At 65.6% G+C, this 12,453-nt stretch carries 12 protein-coding genes and 1 pseudogene; 10 read left to right on the plus strand and 3 right to left on the minus strand.

Translation table 11 applies throughout. The features are described from left to right. Together Q0K09_RS08640 and Q0K09_RS08645 are read left to right on the plus strand one after the other, a co-directional pair. A pseudogene (locus tag Q0K09_RS08640) lies at positions 1-504 on the plus strand (peptide chain release factor 3); the annotation flags it as partial. A 120-nt stretch (positions 505-624) separates the two neighbouring features. Beyond that, a complete protein-coding gene (locus Q0K09_RS08645) occupies positions 625-1,494 on the plus strand; it encodes a bacteriohemerythrin (protein WP_294475325.1) in 870 nt (289 codons plus the stop codon). A 143-nt stretch (positions 1,495-1,637) separates the two neighbouring features. On the opposite strand, the gene Q0K09_RS08650 is transcribed toward Q0K09_RS08645, so the two are convergent. Next, positions 1,638-1,886: a sporulation transcriptional regulator SpoIIID gene (locus tag Q0K09_RS08650; RefSeq protein WP_294475327.1), complete on the minus strand. Its 249-nt coding sequence runs from the start codon at positions 1,884-1,886 to the stop codon at positions 1,638-1,640. Positions 1,887-1,966: 80 nt separating this feature from the next. Continuing rightward, the gene (locus Q0K09_RS08655; RefSeq protein WP_294475329.1) at positions 1,967-2,587 is read right to left on the minus strand and encodes a rubrerythrin; all 621 of its coding nucleotides are present in this window, start codon (positions 2,585-2,587) and stop codon (positions 1,967-1,969) included. A 190-nt stretch (positions 2,588-2,777) separates the two neighbouring features. Between Q0K09_RS08655 and Q0K09_RS08660 the strand changes: the two genes are divergently transcribed. From Q0K09_RS08660 to Q0K09_RS08670, 3 genes are read left to right on the plus strand one after another with little or no spacing between them, the layout of a single operon-like run. Next, positions 2,778-3,509, plus strand: coding sequence for an ATP-binding cassette domain-containing protein (locus Q0K09_RS08660; protein ID WP_294475332.1), 732 nt, complete (start codon positions 2,778-2,780; stop codon positions 3,507-3,509). A 4-nt stretch (positions 3,510-3,513) separates the two neighbouring features. Beyond that, the gene (locus tag Q0K09_RS08665; protein WP_294475334.1) at positions 3,514-4,431 is read left to right on the plus strand and encodes a SufD family Fe-S cluster assembly protein; all 918 of its coding nucleotides are present in this window, start codon (positions 3,514-3,516) and stop codon (positions 4,429-4,431) included. Continuing rightward, complete coding sequence (locus Q0K09_RS08670; RefSeq protein WP_294475336.1) at positions 4,415-4,867, plus strand: PaaI family thioesterase; 453 nt, start codon at positions 4,415-4,417, stop codon at positions 4,865-4,867. The genes Q0K09_RS08665 and Q0K09_RS08670 overlap by 17 nt, the downstream gene beginning before the upstream one ends. Before the next feature lie 87 nt (positions 4,868-4,954). Here Q0K09_RS08670 and Q0K09_RS08675 read toward each other — a convergent pair whose 3' ends face one another. After that, positions 4,955-6,319: a citrate/2-methylcitrate synthase gene (locus Q0K09_RS08675; protein ID WP_294475338.1), complete on the minus strand. Its 1,365-nt coding sequence runs from the start codon at positions 6,317-6,319 to the stop codon at positions 4,955-4,957. A gap of 129 nt (positions 6,320-6,448) precedes the next feature. Here Q0K09_RS08675 and spoIID point away from each other — a divergent pair, with 129 nt between their 5' ends. The 5 genes from spoIID (at position 6,449) to Q0K09_RS08700 (ending at position 12,311) form a co-directional block, all read left to right on the plus strand. Next, positions 6,449-7,465, plus strand: a complete 1,017-nt coding sequence (spoIID, locus tag Q0K09_RS08680) for a stage II sporulation protein D (protein ID WP_294475340.1) — start codon at positions 6,449-6,451, stop codon at positions 7,463-7,465. 356 nt (positions 7,466-7,821) lie between these two features. Next, positions 7,822-8,505, plus strand: coding sequence for a phosphatase PAP2 family protein (locus Q0K09_RS08685; protein ID WP_294475342.1), 684 nt, complete (start codon positions 7,822-7,824; stop codon positions 8,503-8,505). A 148-nt stretch (positions 8,506-8,653) separates the two neighbouring features. Further along, entirely contained in the window at positions 8,654-10,054 is a 1,401-nt protein-coding gene (locus tag Q0K09_RS08690; protein ID WP_294475344.1) for an NAD(P)/FAD-dependent oxidoreductase, read from the plus strand. A gap of 278 nt (positions 10,055-10,332) precedes the next feature. Continuing rightward, positions 10,333-11,703: a tRNA uridine-5-carboxymethylaminomethyl(34) synthesis GTPase MnmE gene (gene mnmE, locus Q0K09_RS08695; RefSeq protein ID WP_294475345.1), complete on the plus strand. Its 1,371-nt coding sequence runs from the start codon at positions 10,333-10,335 to the stop codon at positions 11,701-11,703. 23 nt (positions 11,704-11,726) lie between these two features. Then, complete coding sequence (locus Q0K09_RS08700) at positions 11,727-12,311, plus strand: flavodoxin family protein (RefSeq protein ID WP_294475346.1); 585 nt, start codon at positions 11,727-11,729, stop codon at positions 12,309-12,311. Positions 12,312-12,453 lie beyond the last annotated feature (142 nt).

Below are 12,453 nucleotides of genomic sequence, written 5' to 3' on the forward strand. Positions count from 1 at the left end.
GGCATCTTCTCCATCGGGGACACCCTGTGCGCCCCGGGGAAGAAGTTCCAGTTCGACCCCATCCCCACCTTCGCCCCGGAGCACTTTGAGCGCATCCGCTCGGTGGACACCATGAAGCGCAAGCAGTTCCTCAAGGGGGTGGAGCAGATCGCCCAGGAGGGCGCCATCCAGATCTTCAAGACCCCCTACACCGGCATGGAGGAGGTCATCGTGGGCGTGGTGGGCACCCTCCAGTTCGACGTGCTGGAGTACCGGCTGAAAAATGAATACGGGGTGGACCTCTACATGGAGGGCCTGCCCTACGAGTACCTGCGCTGGATTACCACCGAGGACGGATCGCCCGTCAAGGAGGAGGACCTGATCCTGGGCACCGACGTGAAGCTGGTGGAGGACTACAAGGGCAGTCAGCTCCTGCTCTTCGCCTCCCGGTGGTCCATCCACTGGGTGGCCGAGCGCAATCCCCAGCTCACCTTCTCCGAATTCGGCGGCGGCATCACGGCCTGACGCCCGGATCGGAGGCCCGCTGTCGGAATTTTGATTCTTAAAGATTTGGGTTGCCTTGCTCTCCGCTTCGTGATAAAATAGTAACAAGAACCATTATCAAGAAAGAGGCGCAGGATACCCATGATGTGGAAAGACAGCTATCGCATCGGCGTGGAGCGGATTGATCGCCAGCACATCGAACTTTTCCGCATGACCGAAGATCTGGTGAAGGCCGTGGCGGAGCGGGCTCCGGTGGAGGTCTATCAAAAGGCGCTGGGTTTTTTGACGGACTATGTCATCTACCACTTCCGGGATGAGGAGGACTACCAGGCCTCCATTCACTACAGCGGCATGGAGGCCCACAAGGAGGAGCACCGGCAGTTTACGCAGACCGTGCTGAGCTATGAAACGAAACTGCGGGAAAACGGCTTTGACCTGGGCACCAAGAAGGATTTGGCCGGCGCCGTGACGGCCTGGCTGATCTACCATGTGGCTGACACCGACCAGAAAATCGTTGCCGGGGCGGTGTCCGCCCCGGATGAGAGCGCCTTTGACCGGTATGTGGACCTCTTTGCCGGCAGCGCCCTGGAGGTGATGGAGACCATGACCGGCCTGGACCGGACGAAGGCCCGGCGGCAGGCGGCGGAGGGCCGCACCCTCCAGGGGGATGTTTTCATCTCCCTTGCCCTGGTGGGGGACCTGAAGGGGTCCGCCGTCCTCGGCTTTTCTCAGGAACTGGCCCTGTACCTGGTCCGCGCCATGACCATGATGGAGCTCAGCGAGGTGGATGAGCTGGTCCAGTCCGCGCTGTGCGAGCTGACCAACATCTCCTGCGGCAACGCCGCCACCGCCCTGGCCGGGCGCGGACTGCACTGTGACATCCGGCCCCCGGTGCTGACCCGGGAGGCCCCCTGCGGCGGGGCGCCGGACGCCGTGTGGGTGGAGACCGGCGCCGGCGGGCTGACAGTGGCCCTGTGCCTGGACAGCCCCGCCCAGCCGCCCCGGGCCTGACCGCCGGGCGGAGGAGAAATGGCCTGCCGCAAAACTGCAAGTCGAACGCGAAAAAGCTGCAAGGAGCTGTCCCATGGACAATTCCTTGCAGCTTTTCCTGCTGTAAGAAAAGTCTGTTGCTTACAGGCCCCGCGCAGGGGGGGTCAGCCCCCCTTATACTTCCGGCGGGTGGCGATGCCGCCCCGGATGTGCCGCTGGGCCTTGTTCTCGTCCAGCACCGCCTTGACCTGGAGGTAGAGGGGGTGGTTGAAGGCGCTCAGCCGGTCCTGGAGGTCCTTGTGGACCGTGGACTTGCTGATGCCGAACCGCTGGGCGGCCGCGCGCACCGTCGCCTTGTTCTCGATTATGTAAAGGGCCAGCCGGCAGGCCCGCTCCTCGATGTTCCCTTTCACACAGACATCTCTCCCACGCTCCTTGCAGTCGTGGTGTATCTATATGCGAGGGAGGGGGCGGCTATGCCGGAAGGAGGCCCTTAAAGCTCCTCCAGAATGCCCCGGAGGGTCCGGCTGTGGCCCCGCTCCTCCCCGGCCAGCTCCAGGAAGAGCTCCCGCAGGCAGGGGTCCCGGCAGTCCGCCGCCGCCCGGTAGGCCGCCTCCTCCCGCTGCTCGGCCAGGAAGCGGGCCCGCAGGCTCCCCAGGAAGGTGCGCTCCAGCCGGGGCGCGGCCTGGCCGGCGGGGTGGTAGTACACCCCGGAGATGAGAAAATAGGCGGCGGAGAGCCGCTTGGCGTGGCGGCGCTCCTGGGCGGCCAGGGCGGACAGGCGGACGGCGGAGCGGCGTCCGCCCAGGCGGGCCAGGGCGGCGTAGGCGGCGGCAGCCTGGAGCTCCCCCTGAATGAACCGCTGGAGGACCTCGCCGTAGACCGCCGAGGCCGGTCCCAGACAGCAGGCCTCCTCCTCCGCGGCCGGGAGGGCAGGGGCCGGGAGGGCCGGAGCGGGGAGGGTCTGGGCCGGCGGCTCCGGCTCCGCCGGCGCCACCTCCACCGGGCTCTCCCCGCCGCCGGTCTCCATCACCCGCCGCCAGACCCGCTGAAAGACCTCCCGGTCGCTCCCGCACATGCCGGGGCCGGGCTGGGGCATCTGTTCCATTTCCATCGCGCAACGCCTCCTAATTCCCATGGTTTCGGTCCATACTATGCACGAAGGCGGCCAAAGGTCCCGAAAGCGCCGGCTGTACGGCCAAACTATAAAATTTTTAAGGGGTCAAAAGAAATACTTGTAAATCAATCGGAATTGTGGTAAAATAGCCCCGCACCCAACGAGAGACACAAAAGGAGTCGTTACTATGCTGGAAATCAAGCATTTATCCTATCAGGTGGCCGACGAGTCCGGGGAGGAGCTGGGCATCCTCCGGGACGTCTCCCTCTCCATCGCCGGCCACAAATTCGTGGTCATCACCGGACCCAACGGCGGGGGCAAGACCACCCTGGCCAAGGCCATTATGGGCCTGGTCCAGCCCACCGGCGGGCAGATTCTCTGGAACGGGGAGGACATCACCCACCTCTCCGTTACCGAGCGGGCCCGGCGGGGCATCAGCTACGGCTTTCAGCAGCCCCCCCGCTTCAAGGGGCTGCGGGTCCGGGACCTGCTGGAGCTGGCCTCCGGACGGGACAACCTCACCCACGACGAGGAGTGCCAGTTCCTGACCCGGGTGGGTCTGTGCGCCGCCGACTATATTGACCGGGAGGTGGACGCCTCCCTCTCCGGGGGCGAGGTCAAGCGCATCGAGATCGCCTCCATCCTGGCCCGGAACGCCGATTTGATGATCTTTGACGAGCCGGAGGCGGGCATCGACCTGTGGTCCTTCGCCCGGCTTACCGAAACCTTCCGGCACCTCCACGACGAGCGGGGGGCCACCCTGGTGGTCATCTCCCACCAGGAGCGCATCATCGACCTGGCCGACGAGATCGTGCTGATCTCGGACGGCGTCATCACCCAGCACGGCCCCAAGGAGGCGGTCTTCCCCCAAATCCTGGCCAACACCGTGTCCGGGTGCAGCTATATGAAGGAGGCCTGAGCCCATGGACAGAATAGAAGCCCGGCTCCTCAAGGAGATCGCCGATCTGGACGGTCTTCCGGTGGGGGCCTACAATATCCGCAAGGACGGCAAGCTGGACGGAAGAGTGAGCACCGCCCACATCGTCATCGATACCAAGACTGACAAGTCGGGCATCGACATCCACATCGCCCCCGGCACCAGGCAGGAGTCCCTCCACATCCCGGTGGTCCTCACCCAGAGCGGCCTCACCGAGACGGTCTACAACGACTTTTTCATCGGCGAGGACTGCGACGTGGACATCATCGCCGGCTGCGGCATCCACAACGCCGGCTGCGACACCACCCAGCACGACGGCGTCCATACCTTCTATGTGGGTAAAAATTCCAAGGTCCGCTACTATGAAAAGCACTACGGCGAGGGGGAGGGCACCGGCGAGCGCATCTTCAACCCCCAGACCATCGTCTACCTGGAGGAGGGGGCTTCCATCAACATGGAGACCACCCAGATCCGGGGGGTGGACTCCACCAAGCGGTACACCAAGATCGTGGTGGGCCCCGGCGGCGAGGCCGTCATCACCGAAAAGCTCCTGACCCACGGCAGGCAGACCGCCGAGTCTGAGATGGACATCGTCCTGGCCGGGGAGGACGCCTCCGGACGGGTCATCTCCCGGTCCGTGGCCCAGGACCAGTCCCAGCAGACCTTCTACCCCCGGGTCATCGGCGAGGCCAAGTGCTTCGGCCACGTCCAGTGCGACTCTATCATCATGGGGGAGGCCCAGATCAAATCCATTCCCGCCATCACCGCCGAGTCCCCCAACGCCCAGCTCATCCATGAGGCGGCCATTGGGCGCATCGCCGGGGAACAGATTCTCAAGCTGATGACGCTGGGCCTCACCGAGGAAGAGGCCGAAGGGAGGATTTTGGATGGCTTCCTACAGTAAGGGCGCATCCTTTTCTGTGAAAGAGGGCAAAGCGGAGGACGCATTTTCTGTCTATAATCATGTCGTTGTCACGCAGTTTTTTGAAGATGGGTCGGCGGAGGGTGAGCTGCAGATCCATCCGGAGAGCTTAAACATCTATGGTATTGTCCATGGCGGCTGCCTGGCCACCCTGGCTGACACGGTGGGGGGCAGCGCAGTGTCAGCCGCCACAGGGCAGTACCCTGTGACGGTGAACTACGCCTTCAATTTCCTTCGGCCCGCCAAAGGGACCAATCAAAAGATCGTCTGCCGGGCCACCCCGGAGAAGCTGGGCCGGACCCTGTGCGTCTATCACGTCTCCCTCACCGACGACCAGGGGGTGGAGGTGGCCAACGGGAACTTTACCTTCTTCCTCACCGAGGCGGCGGCGCACCATTCGGAGACCGCGAAAGAATAAGTTCAATTCACCAACCATAAAAAGACCACGTCCCCGCTGCGGCTTCCGCGGCGGGGACATGGTCTTTCTGCGTCTTCAGAGGGTTGTTCAGCCCCGCTGGTCCAGGGGAACAAAGGGCTGGAGGGGGGCCACGGCCTTATAGGCCGGGCGAATGATCTTGCTGCCGGGGTTGTAGACCTCCTCCACCCGGTGGGCGCACCAGCCCACCATCCGGGCCATGGCGAAGAGGGGGGTGTAGAGCTCCTCCGGGATGCCCAGCATCTGGTAGACCAGGCCGGAGTAGAGGTCTACATTGGCGCACACCGGCTTGTCCTGGCCCCGGTGGGCGTTGATGACCTGGGGGGCCAGGCGCTCCACCGACTCCACCAGCTCGAACTCCGGGAGCATCCCCTTCTGGCCGGCCAGCTTTTTGGCAAAGCGCTTGAGCAGCTTGGCCCGGGGGTCGGAGAGGGTGTAGATGGCGTGGCCCATGCCGTAGATGAGGCCGCTGCGGTCCCCGGCCTCCCGGCGCAGGAGCTTCTGGAGGAAGTCCCGAATCCGGCCGTCGTCCCTCCAGTCGGAGACCCCCTCCTGGAGGTAGCGGAACATCTCCATGACCTTCTTATTGGCGCCGCCGTGGCGGGGCCCCTTCAGGGACCCCACCGCCGCCGAGATGGCGGCGTAGATGTCGCTGCCCGAGGAGGAGAGGACCCGGCAGGCGAAGGCCGAGTTGTTGCCGCCGCCGTGCTCGGCGTGGAGGACCAGGCACAGGTCCAGCAGCCGGGCCTCGTCGGGGGTGAAGCGCTTGTCGTGGCGCATGGCATGGAGGAAGTTCTCCGCCAAAGACAGCCCCTCCTGGCTCCGGTGGAGGTAGAGGGAGTCGTTGTCGAAGTAGTGCCGTTTGGCGGCGTAGGAGTGGGCCACAATCATGGGGCACCGGGCCACCAGCTGGAGGGCCCGGCGCAGCTCATTGGCCAGGTCTTGGGCCTCTGGCTCCGGGTCGTAGCAGTAGAGGGCCAGCACACACCGGCCCAGCCGGTTCATCACGTCTCGGCCCGGTACCCGGAGGATCATGTCCTCGGTGAAGTTGGGGGGCAGGGGCCGCAGCTCGGAGAGGACGGCGTTGAAGTCCTGGAGCCGCTGACGGGTGGGCAGGGTCCCGAAGAGGAGCAGGTAGGCCGTCTCCTCAAAGCCAAAGCGCCCCTCGGCCATAAAGCCCTGAATGAGCTCCTCCACGTCGATGCCCCGGTAGATGAGCCGGCCCTCCATGGGAAGACGCTCCCCGTCCTGGATGTAGTAGCCCTGGACGCTGCCGATTTGAGTGATGCCGGCCATGACGCCGGTGCCGTCGGCGTTGCGGAGCCCCCGCTTCACGTCGATGTGCTCGTAGAGGGCGGGGTCAATATAGTTATGCTTCTGAAATTCTCCGCATAGACTCTCAATAAAGCCGCGGGAATGTGCCTCCTGGGACATAAGTGGAACCTCCCTGTCAAGCGATGGATGTTCCCCATTTTACGCCCAGGGCGCCCCTTCCGTCAAGAGGGGCGCGGGAATGGCGGCAGATGTGGAAAGGGGCCCCGGCGGCCCGGGAGGAGGCGGACAATGCAAGCGATGCGAACGGTGGTGGCCACCGCCCTGATTCTGCTCCTAGTGGTCTTCCTGGGGCCCATGCTCTTTCTGGGAGGGCCGCCGGAGGACCCGGAGGAGGACCCCCTGCCCACCGCCACCCTCCCCATCGACCGCACGGCCATCACCCCCGGCAGCGACGCCAGCCGCCTGGTGCGGGTCCGGATGGAGGACGGAACGGCGGCCACCCTCACCCTGGCGGACTACCTCTGGCGGGTGGTGGCCGCCGAGATGCCCGCCTCCTTCGAGCGCGAGGCCCTCCGGGCCCAGGCGGTCACCGCCCGGACCTACACCCTCTACCAGATGGGCATTGGGACCAACCCCAACCACCCGGAGGCCGACATGTGTACCGATATCGCCTGCTGCCAGGCCTACCTGGACCCGGACCAGGCCGCCGCCAACTGGGGGGACGGGGCCTCGGCCTACGCCGCGAAAATCACCGACGCCGTCTCCTCCACCGACGGACAGGCCATCTTCTATGAGGGGGCGCTCATTGACGCCGTCTTCTTCTCCTCGGCGGCGGGGCGGACCCTGGACGCGGTGGAGGTCTGGGGGGGCAGCGTGCCCTATCTCACCGGGGTGGAGAGCCCCGAGGGGGAGGAGGTCCCCAACTACCACACCACCGTCGCCGTCTCTCTGGAGGACTTCCGGGAGACCTTCCTGGCCCAATACCCCCAGGCCGACCTGTCCGGGGCCCCCTCTGGCTGGTTCCAGAGCCTCCGGCCCACCTCCTCCGGCGGGGTGAACACCGTGGAGGTGGGGGGCGTCGTGGTGAAGGGCTCCGAGCTGCGGAGCCTCTTCGGCCTGCGCTCGGCCCACTTCACCGTCACCGCCGGGGCGGAGGGGGTGACCTTCTCGGTGACGGGCTACGGCCACGGGGTAGGCATGAGCCAGTACGGGGCCAACGCCATGGCCAGGGCGGGGGCCTCCTGGCAGGAGATTCTGGAGCACTACTACACCGGCGTCACCATCGCCCCTTTGGAGGCGGGATAAAGGCGCCGCCGCACAAAGCGCGCCTGACGGCTTTGCACACCATCTGCTGGCGCATCTGGTGCACAATCTTTGTGCGATGTTGCCTAGGGCTTGTTTGAAACATGTCAACATGTCCAACCGGCGGGGCTTCTGCCCCCTGGACGGCGCAATTTTTCCTTGCAATCCGCCAGGATTCCTGCGAAAAAATTGCTTGCCAGCGGCCCAAAATCCCTCGCTGCCGGACACATCGCCCATTTTCAAACAAGCCCTAAAAAAGCCGCCAGAAAAATTTAAAAAATTCTTTAGAATTTTCCACTGTACTTGTTACAGATTCAGGAGTACAATCGTCTTTACCAAGGAAAGGAGGTGCGGCTGCCATGGACGCCCCCTGGGAGAACGAGCAAACCCGCCGGCGAATGCTGGCCCTGCCCATTTTCTACTTTTTTCTCTACATGGTCTGCTTTTTCCTGCTGGAGGAGTATGTCCACCCCAGGTACTGGATTTCCAGCGGCCTGGACGCCTACATCCCCTTCTGCGCGGCCTTTATCCTGCCCTATCTGGCCTGGTTCCCCATGGTGGCGGGGATGTTCTGGTATTTTTACCGCAAGGACCCGGAGCGCTACCTCTGCCTGTGCCGGAGTATGCTGCTGGGCCTGACCATCTGCCTGGCCCTCTACGCCCTCTTCCCCAACGGCCAGCTCCTCCGCCGGCCCATTGTGGGGGACGACCTGTTCAGCGAGATGGTCCGCCTTCTGCGGAAGACGGATACCCCCACCAATGTCTGTCCCTCCATTCATGTCTTCGTCACCGTGACGGTGGCCCTGGAGGCGGCCCGGTCCCAGGCCATGGCCCGGCAGCCCCTCCTGCGGGGGGCGCTGATGGCGCTGTGCGTCCTCATCTGTATGTCCACCGTCTTCTTAAAGCAGCACTCCATCGTGGACGTGGCCCTGGGGGCCGCCCTGAGCCTGGGGCTGGACTTCCTCCTGCGCCAGCGCCGCCCCGAGTCCTGGCTGCTCTTCCGCCTCCTCCAGCCCCGGAAGGGGCGGGCCGCCCTGGACTGAGCATCCAAGATCCGCCCCTGAGAACGCCCATAAAACCGTCCTTGAGCCTGCCGGCTCAGGGGCGGTTTTCATCTTGACAGGACATGCTATACTAAAAATAGATGAAATCTGCCCCCACTCTGGTGGACAAAGGAGCTGTGTCAGGAAGATGAACGAGAGATACGACGTGGCCATCCTCGGCTGCGGCGAGGCCGGAATTTACGCCGGCTACGAGCTCATGCGCCGGAGCCCGGCGCTCCGGGTGGTGATTCTGGAGCGGGGCCGGGACATCTACAGCCGGAGCTGCCCCATTGTGGCGGGGCGGGTCCGGGACTGCGTCCAGTGCAAGGTCTGCGATACCATGTGCGGCTTCGGGGGTGCGGGGGCATTCTCCGACGGCAAGTTCAACTTCACCACCGCCTTCGGCGGCTGGCTCACCGACTTCATGCCCGCCCGGGAGGTCATGGACCTCATCGAGTATGTAGACTCCATCAACGTGGCCCACGGGGCCACCGAGGAGACCTATTCCACCGGCACCCCGGCGGCCCGGGCCCTGGAGAAAAAAGCCCTGGAGTTCGACCTCCACCTCCTCCAGGCCCGGGTGAAGCACCTGGGCACCGAGAAGAACCTGGTGATCCTCCAGAACATCTACGAGGATTTGAAGCGGGGCATCGAGTTTCGCTTTGACACCGCCGTGAAGGCCATCGCCCGGGCCGACGTCGGCTACCGTCTGGCGCTGGAGGGAGGCGGGGAGGTCTCCTGCGACTGGCTCATCGCCGCCCCCGGCCGCTCCGGGGCGGAGTGGTTCGCCAACCAGTGCAAGGGCCTGGGCATTCCCCTGCTCAACAACCAGGTAGATATCGGCGTCCGGGTGGAGCTCCCCGCCCGGGTGTTCGAGCACATCACCAGCGTGGTCTACGAGTCCAAGCTGGTCTACCGCACCAAGGCCTACGGCGACCAGGTGCGGACCTTCTGCATGAACCCTTACGGCCATGTGGTGGCCGAGAACGTGGAGGGTATCAACACCGTCAACGGCCACTCCTACGCCGACCCCGCCCTCCAGAGCGAGAACACCAACTTCGCCCTGCTGGTGTCCAACCGCTTCACCGAGCCCTTCAACGAGCCCTACCGCTACGGCAAGCATATCGCCTCCCTGAGCAATATGCTGGCCGGCGGGGTGCTGGTCCAGCGGTTCGGGGACCTGGTGAAGGGGATGCGCACCAACGCCCACCGTATGGACAAGTCCTTTACCCGGCCCACCCTCACCGCCGCCGTCCCCGGGGACCTGTCCCTGGCCCTGCCCAAGCGCCAGCTGGACGACATCATTGAGATGATCTACCAGCTGGACAAGCTGGCCCCCGGCACCGCCAACTACGACACCCTCCTCTACGGGGCCGAGGTGAAGTTCTACTCCGCCCGCCTGGCCCTCACCGGGGAGCTGGAGACCTGCCTCCCCGGCCTGTTCGCCATCGGCGACGGGGCGGGCATCACCCGGGGCCTGGCCCAGGCCGGGGCCTCCGGGGTCAAGGCGGCCCGGGTCATCTCCCAACGGCTGGCGGAGCAGATCTGAGTTTGCCCCGCCGGGGAAAACCCCACCTTCGACGTGGAATATACGGAAAGGTATTCATTTCGGGCCCGCAGGCCGTTTGGAGAGAAACCGTCTGGCCCCAAGGGTTTTCCACATTATCAACAGGGTTTTCCACAAGTGATGTGGAAAGGTGGAAAAGTGGATTATGCACTGAGGTGGACATAACACCGCTGTCAAGGGAAATCTGCGTGGCGTTTTTGACAAAAATGGCCCGCCCGCCGGAGGAAGGGGCGGGGGGCCGGAAAGGGGGACTGGCTTCCATGTCGGAGCTCATCGCGGCCATTGCCACCCCGGCGGCGGCGTCGGCCATCGGCATCCTTCGGCTGTCGGGGCCGGGGGCCATCGCGGCGGCTGACCGGGTCTTCCGGGCGGGGAACGGCCGACCCCTGGCCCAGGCCCCGGACCGGAAGCTGGTCTACGGCTCCCTGCTGGACCGGGAGGGCCGCGTCATCGACCAGGTGCTGGCCACCGTCTCCCGGGCCCCCCGCAGCTACACCGGGGAGGAGACCGCTGAGCTCCAGTGCCACGGCGCCCCCCTGGTCCTCTCCCTGGGGCTGGAGGCCCTCTGCGCCGCCGGGGCCCGGCCGGCCCAAGCCGGAGAGTTCACCCGGCGGGCCTTTCTCAACGGCCGGCTGGACCTGCCCCAGGCCGAGGCCGCGGCCGACCTGCTGGAGGCCGAGACCCCCCAGGCCCTCCGGACGGCGGCGGGGCAGCTCACCGGGGCCCTGTCCCGGCGGGTGGAGGAGGTCTACAGCGGCCTGGTGGACCTGCTGGCCCACTTCCACGCGGTGCTGGACTACCCCGACGAGGACATCGATCCCTTCCGGGCCCGGGAGATCGCCGGGGCCCTGGGTGAGGCCCGCCAAGGGCTGGAGGCCCTGCTGGCCACCTGGCGGCGGGGGAAATTCCTGACCCGGGGGGTGCCCTGCGCCATTGTGGGCCGCCCCAACGCCGGAAAATCCTCCCTCCTCAACGCCCTGGTGGGCTATGAGCGGGCCATCGTTACCCCCATCCCCGGCACCACCCGGGACACGGTGGAGGAGCGGTGCCTCCTGGGCGGGGTGCTGCTGCGGCTCATCGACACCGCCGGCCTCCGGGACACCGGGGACCCGGTGGAACGGCTGGGGGTGGAGCGGAGCCGGGCCGCCCTGGAGGGGGCGGGGCTGATTCTGGTGCTGTGGGACGGCTCGGCCCCACCTGCGCCGGAGGACGCCGCCCTGCTGGAGGAGGCCCTCGCCCTGGCCCCCACGGTGCTGGTCCACACCAAGGCCGACCTGCCCCCCGCCCCGGTCCCCGCCCTCTCCCTGGACTCCATGCCCCCGGAGGTCTCCCTCAGCGCCAGGACCGGGGCGGGGCTGGAGGCCCTGGGGGAGGCCGTGGCCGCCCTCTTCCCCCAGGGGAAGGGGGGAGAGGACGGGGCGGTCCTCACCAACGCCCGGCAGGCCCAGGCGGCCCAGGGGGCCCTGGAGGCCCTTCAGGAGGCCCAGAGGGGCCTGGAGGCAGGGGTGACCCCCGACGCCGTCCTCACCGACGTGGAGGCCGCCCTGGAGCGGCTGGGGGAGCTCACCGGCCGGACGGTCCGGGAGGACGTGGTGGAGCGCATTTTCTCCCGGTTCTGTGTGGGAAAATAGACGAGAGAAAGGATGGGAAGCACATAAAGCTGGCGGTTTTGATGGGGAGCCCCCGGAGGCGCGGGAATACCAACGCCCTCCTGGAGCCCTTCCTGGAGGAGTGGGAGGGTCTGGGGCGCCAGGCGGAGGTCTTCTGGCTCTATGAGATGGACCTCCGCGGCTGTACGGCCTGCCGGACCTGCCAGAGGGACTGGACTGGCTTCGGCTGCGCCATCCACGACGGTATGCAGGAGGTCTTCGACGGGGTGCAGGCCGCCGAAGGTCTGCTCCTGGCCTGCCCCATCTACTGCTGGTACTGCACCGCCCCCATGAAGGCGGCTCTGGACCGGCTGATGTACGGCATGAACAAGTTCTACGGGGAGACGCGGGGTCCGGCCCTGTGGGCGGGGAAGCACATGGCCCTGATCACCACCTGCGGCTACCGCCCCGAGCGGGGGGCCGACCTCTTTGAGGAGGGGATGCGCCGCTACTGCAAGCACTCCTCCCTGGTCTACGACGGGATGCTTTCTGAGCGGGACCTGGGCTACCAGACCACCTTCCTGGACCCGGAGAAGGTCCAGCGCGCCCGGGCGTTTGCCCACACCCTGGCGGAGCGGATGGGGCGGTAAGGAGGGCGGCATGAAAGAAAAATATGGTGATCCCTTTCGACCGGCTTGAAATTTCTTGATATAGCTGTAGGGCTTGTTTGAAAAATGTCAACATGTCCAATCAGCGGGTCTTTTGCCCCCTGGACGGCGCAATTTTTCCTTG

This window comes from uncultured Intestinimonas sp., from assembly GCF_944387725.1.
Taxonomy (GTDB): Bacteria; Bacillota; Clostridia; order Oscillospirales; family Oscillospiraceae; genus Intestinimonas.

What these genes read in the sequence shown, in the direction of transcription:
- Q0K09_RS08675 (WP_294475338.1), bottom strand. Translation starts at nt 6,319, where the DNA reads ATGTCCCAGGAGGCACATTCCCGCGGCTTTATTGAGAGTCTATGCGGA.
- Q0K09_RS08665 (WP_294475334.1), top strand. Translation starts at nt 3,514, where the DNA reads ATGGACAGAATAGAAGCCCGGCTCCTCAAGGAGATCGCCGATCTGGAC.
- Q0K09_RS08655 (WP_294475329.1), bottom strand. Translation starts at nt 2,587, where the DNA reads ATGGAAATGGAACAGATGCCCCAGCCCGGCCCCGGCATGTGCGGGAGC.
- Q0K09_RS08685 (WP_294475342.1), top strand. Translation starts at nt 7,822, where the DNA reads ATGGACGCCCCCTGGGAGAACGAGCAAACCCGCCGGCGAATGCTGGCC.
- Q0K09_RS08645 (WP_294475325.1), top strand. Translation starts at nt 625, where the DNA reads ATGATGTGGAAAGACAGCTATCGCATCGGCGTGGAGCGGATTGATCGC.
- mnmE (WP_294475345.1), top strand. Translation starts at nt 10,333, where the DNA reads ATGTCGGAGCTCATCGCGGCCATTGCCACCCCGGCGGCGGCGTCGGCC.
- spoIID (WP_294475340.1), top strand. Translation starts at nt 6,449, where the DNA reads ATGCAAGCGATGCGAACGGTGGTGGCCACCGCCCTGATTCTGCTCCTA.
- Q0K09_RS08670 (WP_294475336.1), top strand. Translation starts at nt 4,415, where the DNA reads ATGGCTTCCTACAGTAAGGGCGCATCCTTTTCTGTGAAAGAGGGCAAA.
- Q0K09_RS08690 (WP_294475344.1), top strand. Translation starts at nt 8,654, where the DNA reads ATGAACGAGAGATACGACGTGGCCATCCTCGGCTGCGGCGAGGCCGGA.
- Q0K09_RS08660 (WP_294475332.1), top strand. Translation starts at nt 2,778, where the DNA reads ATGCTGGAAATCAAGCATTTATCCTATCAGGTGGCCGACGAGTCCGGG.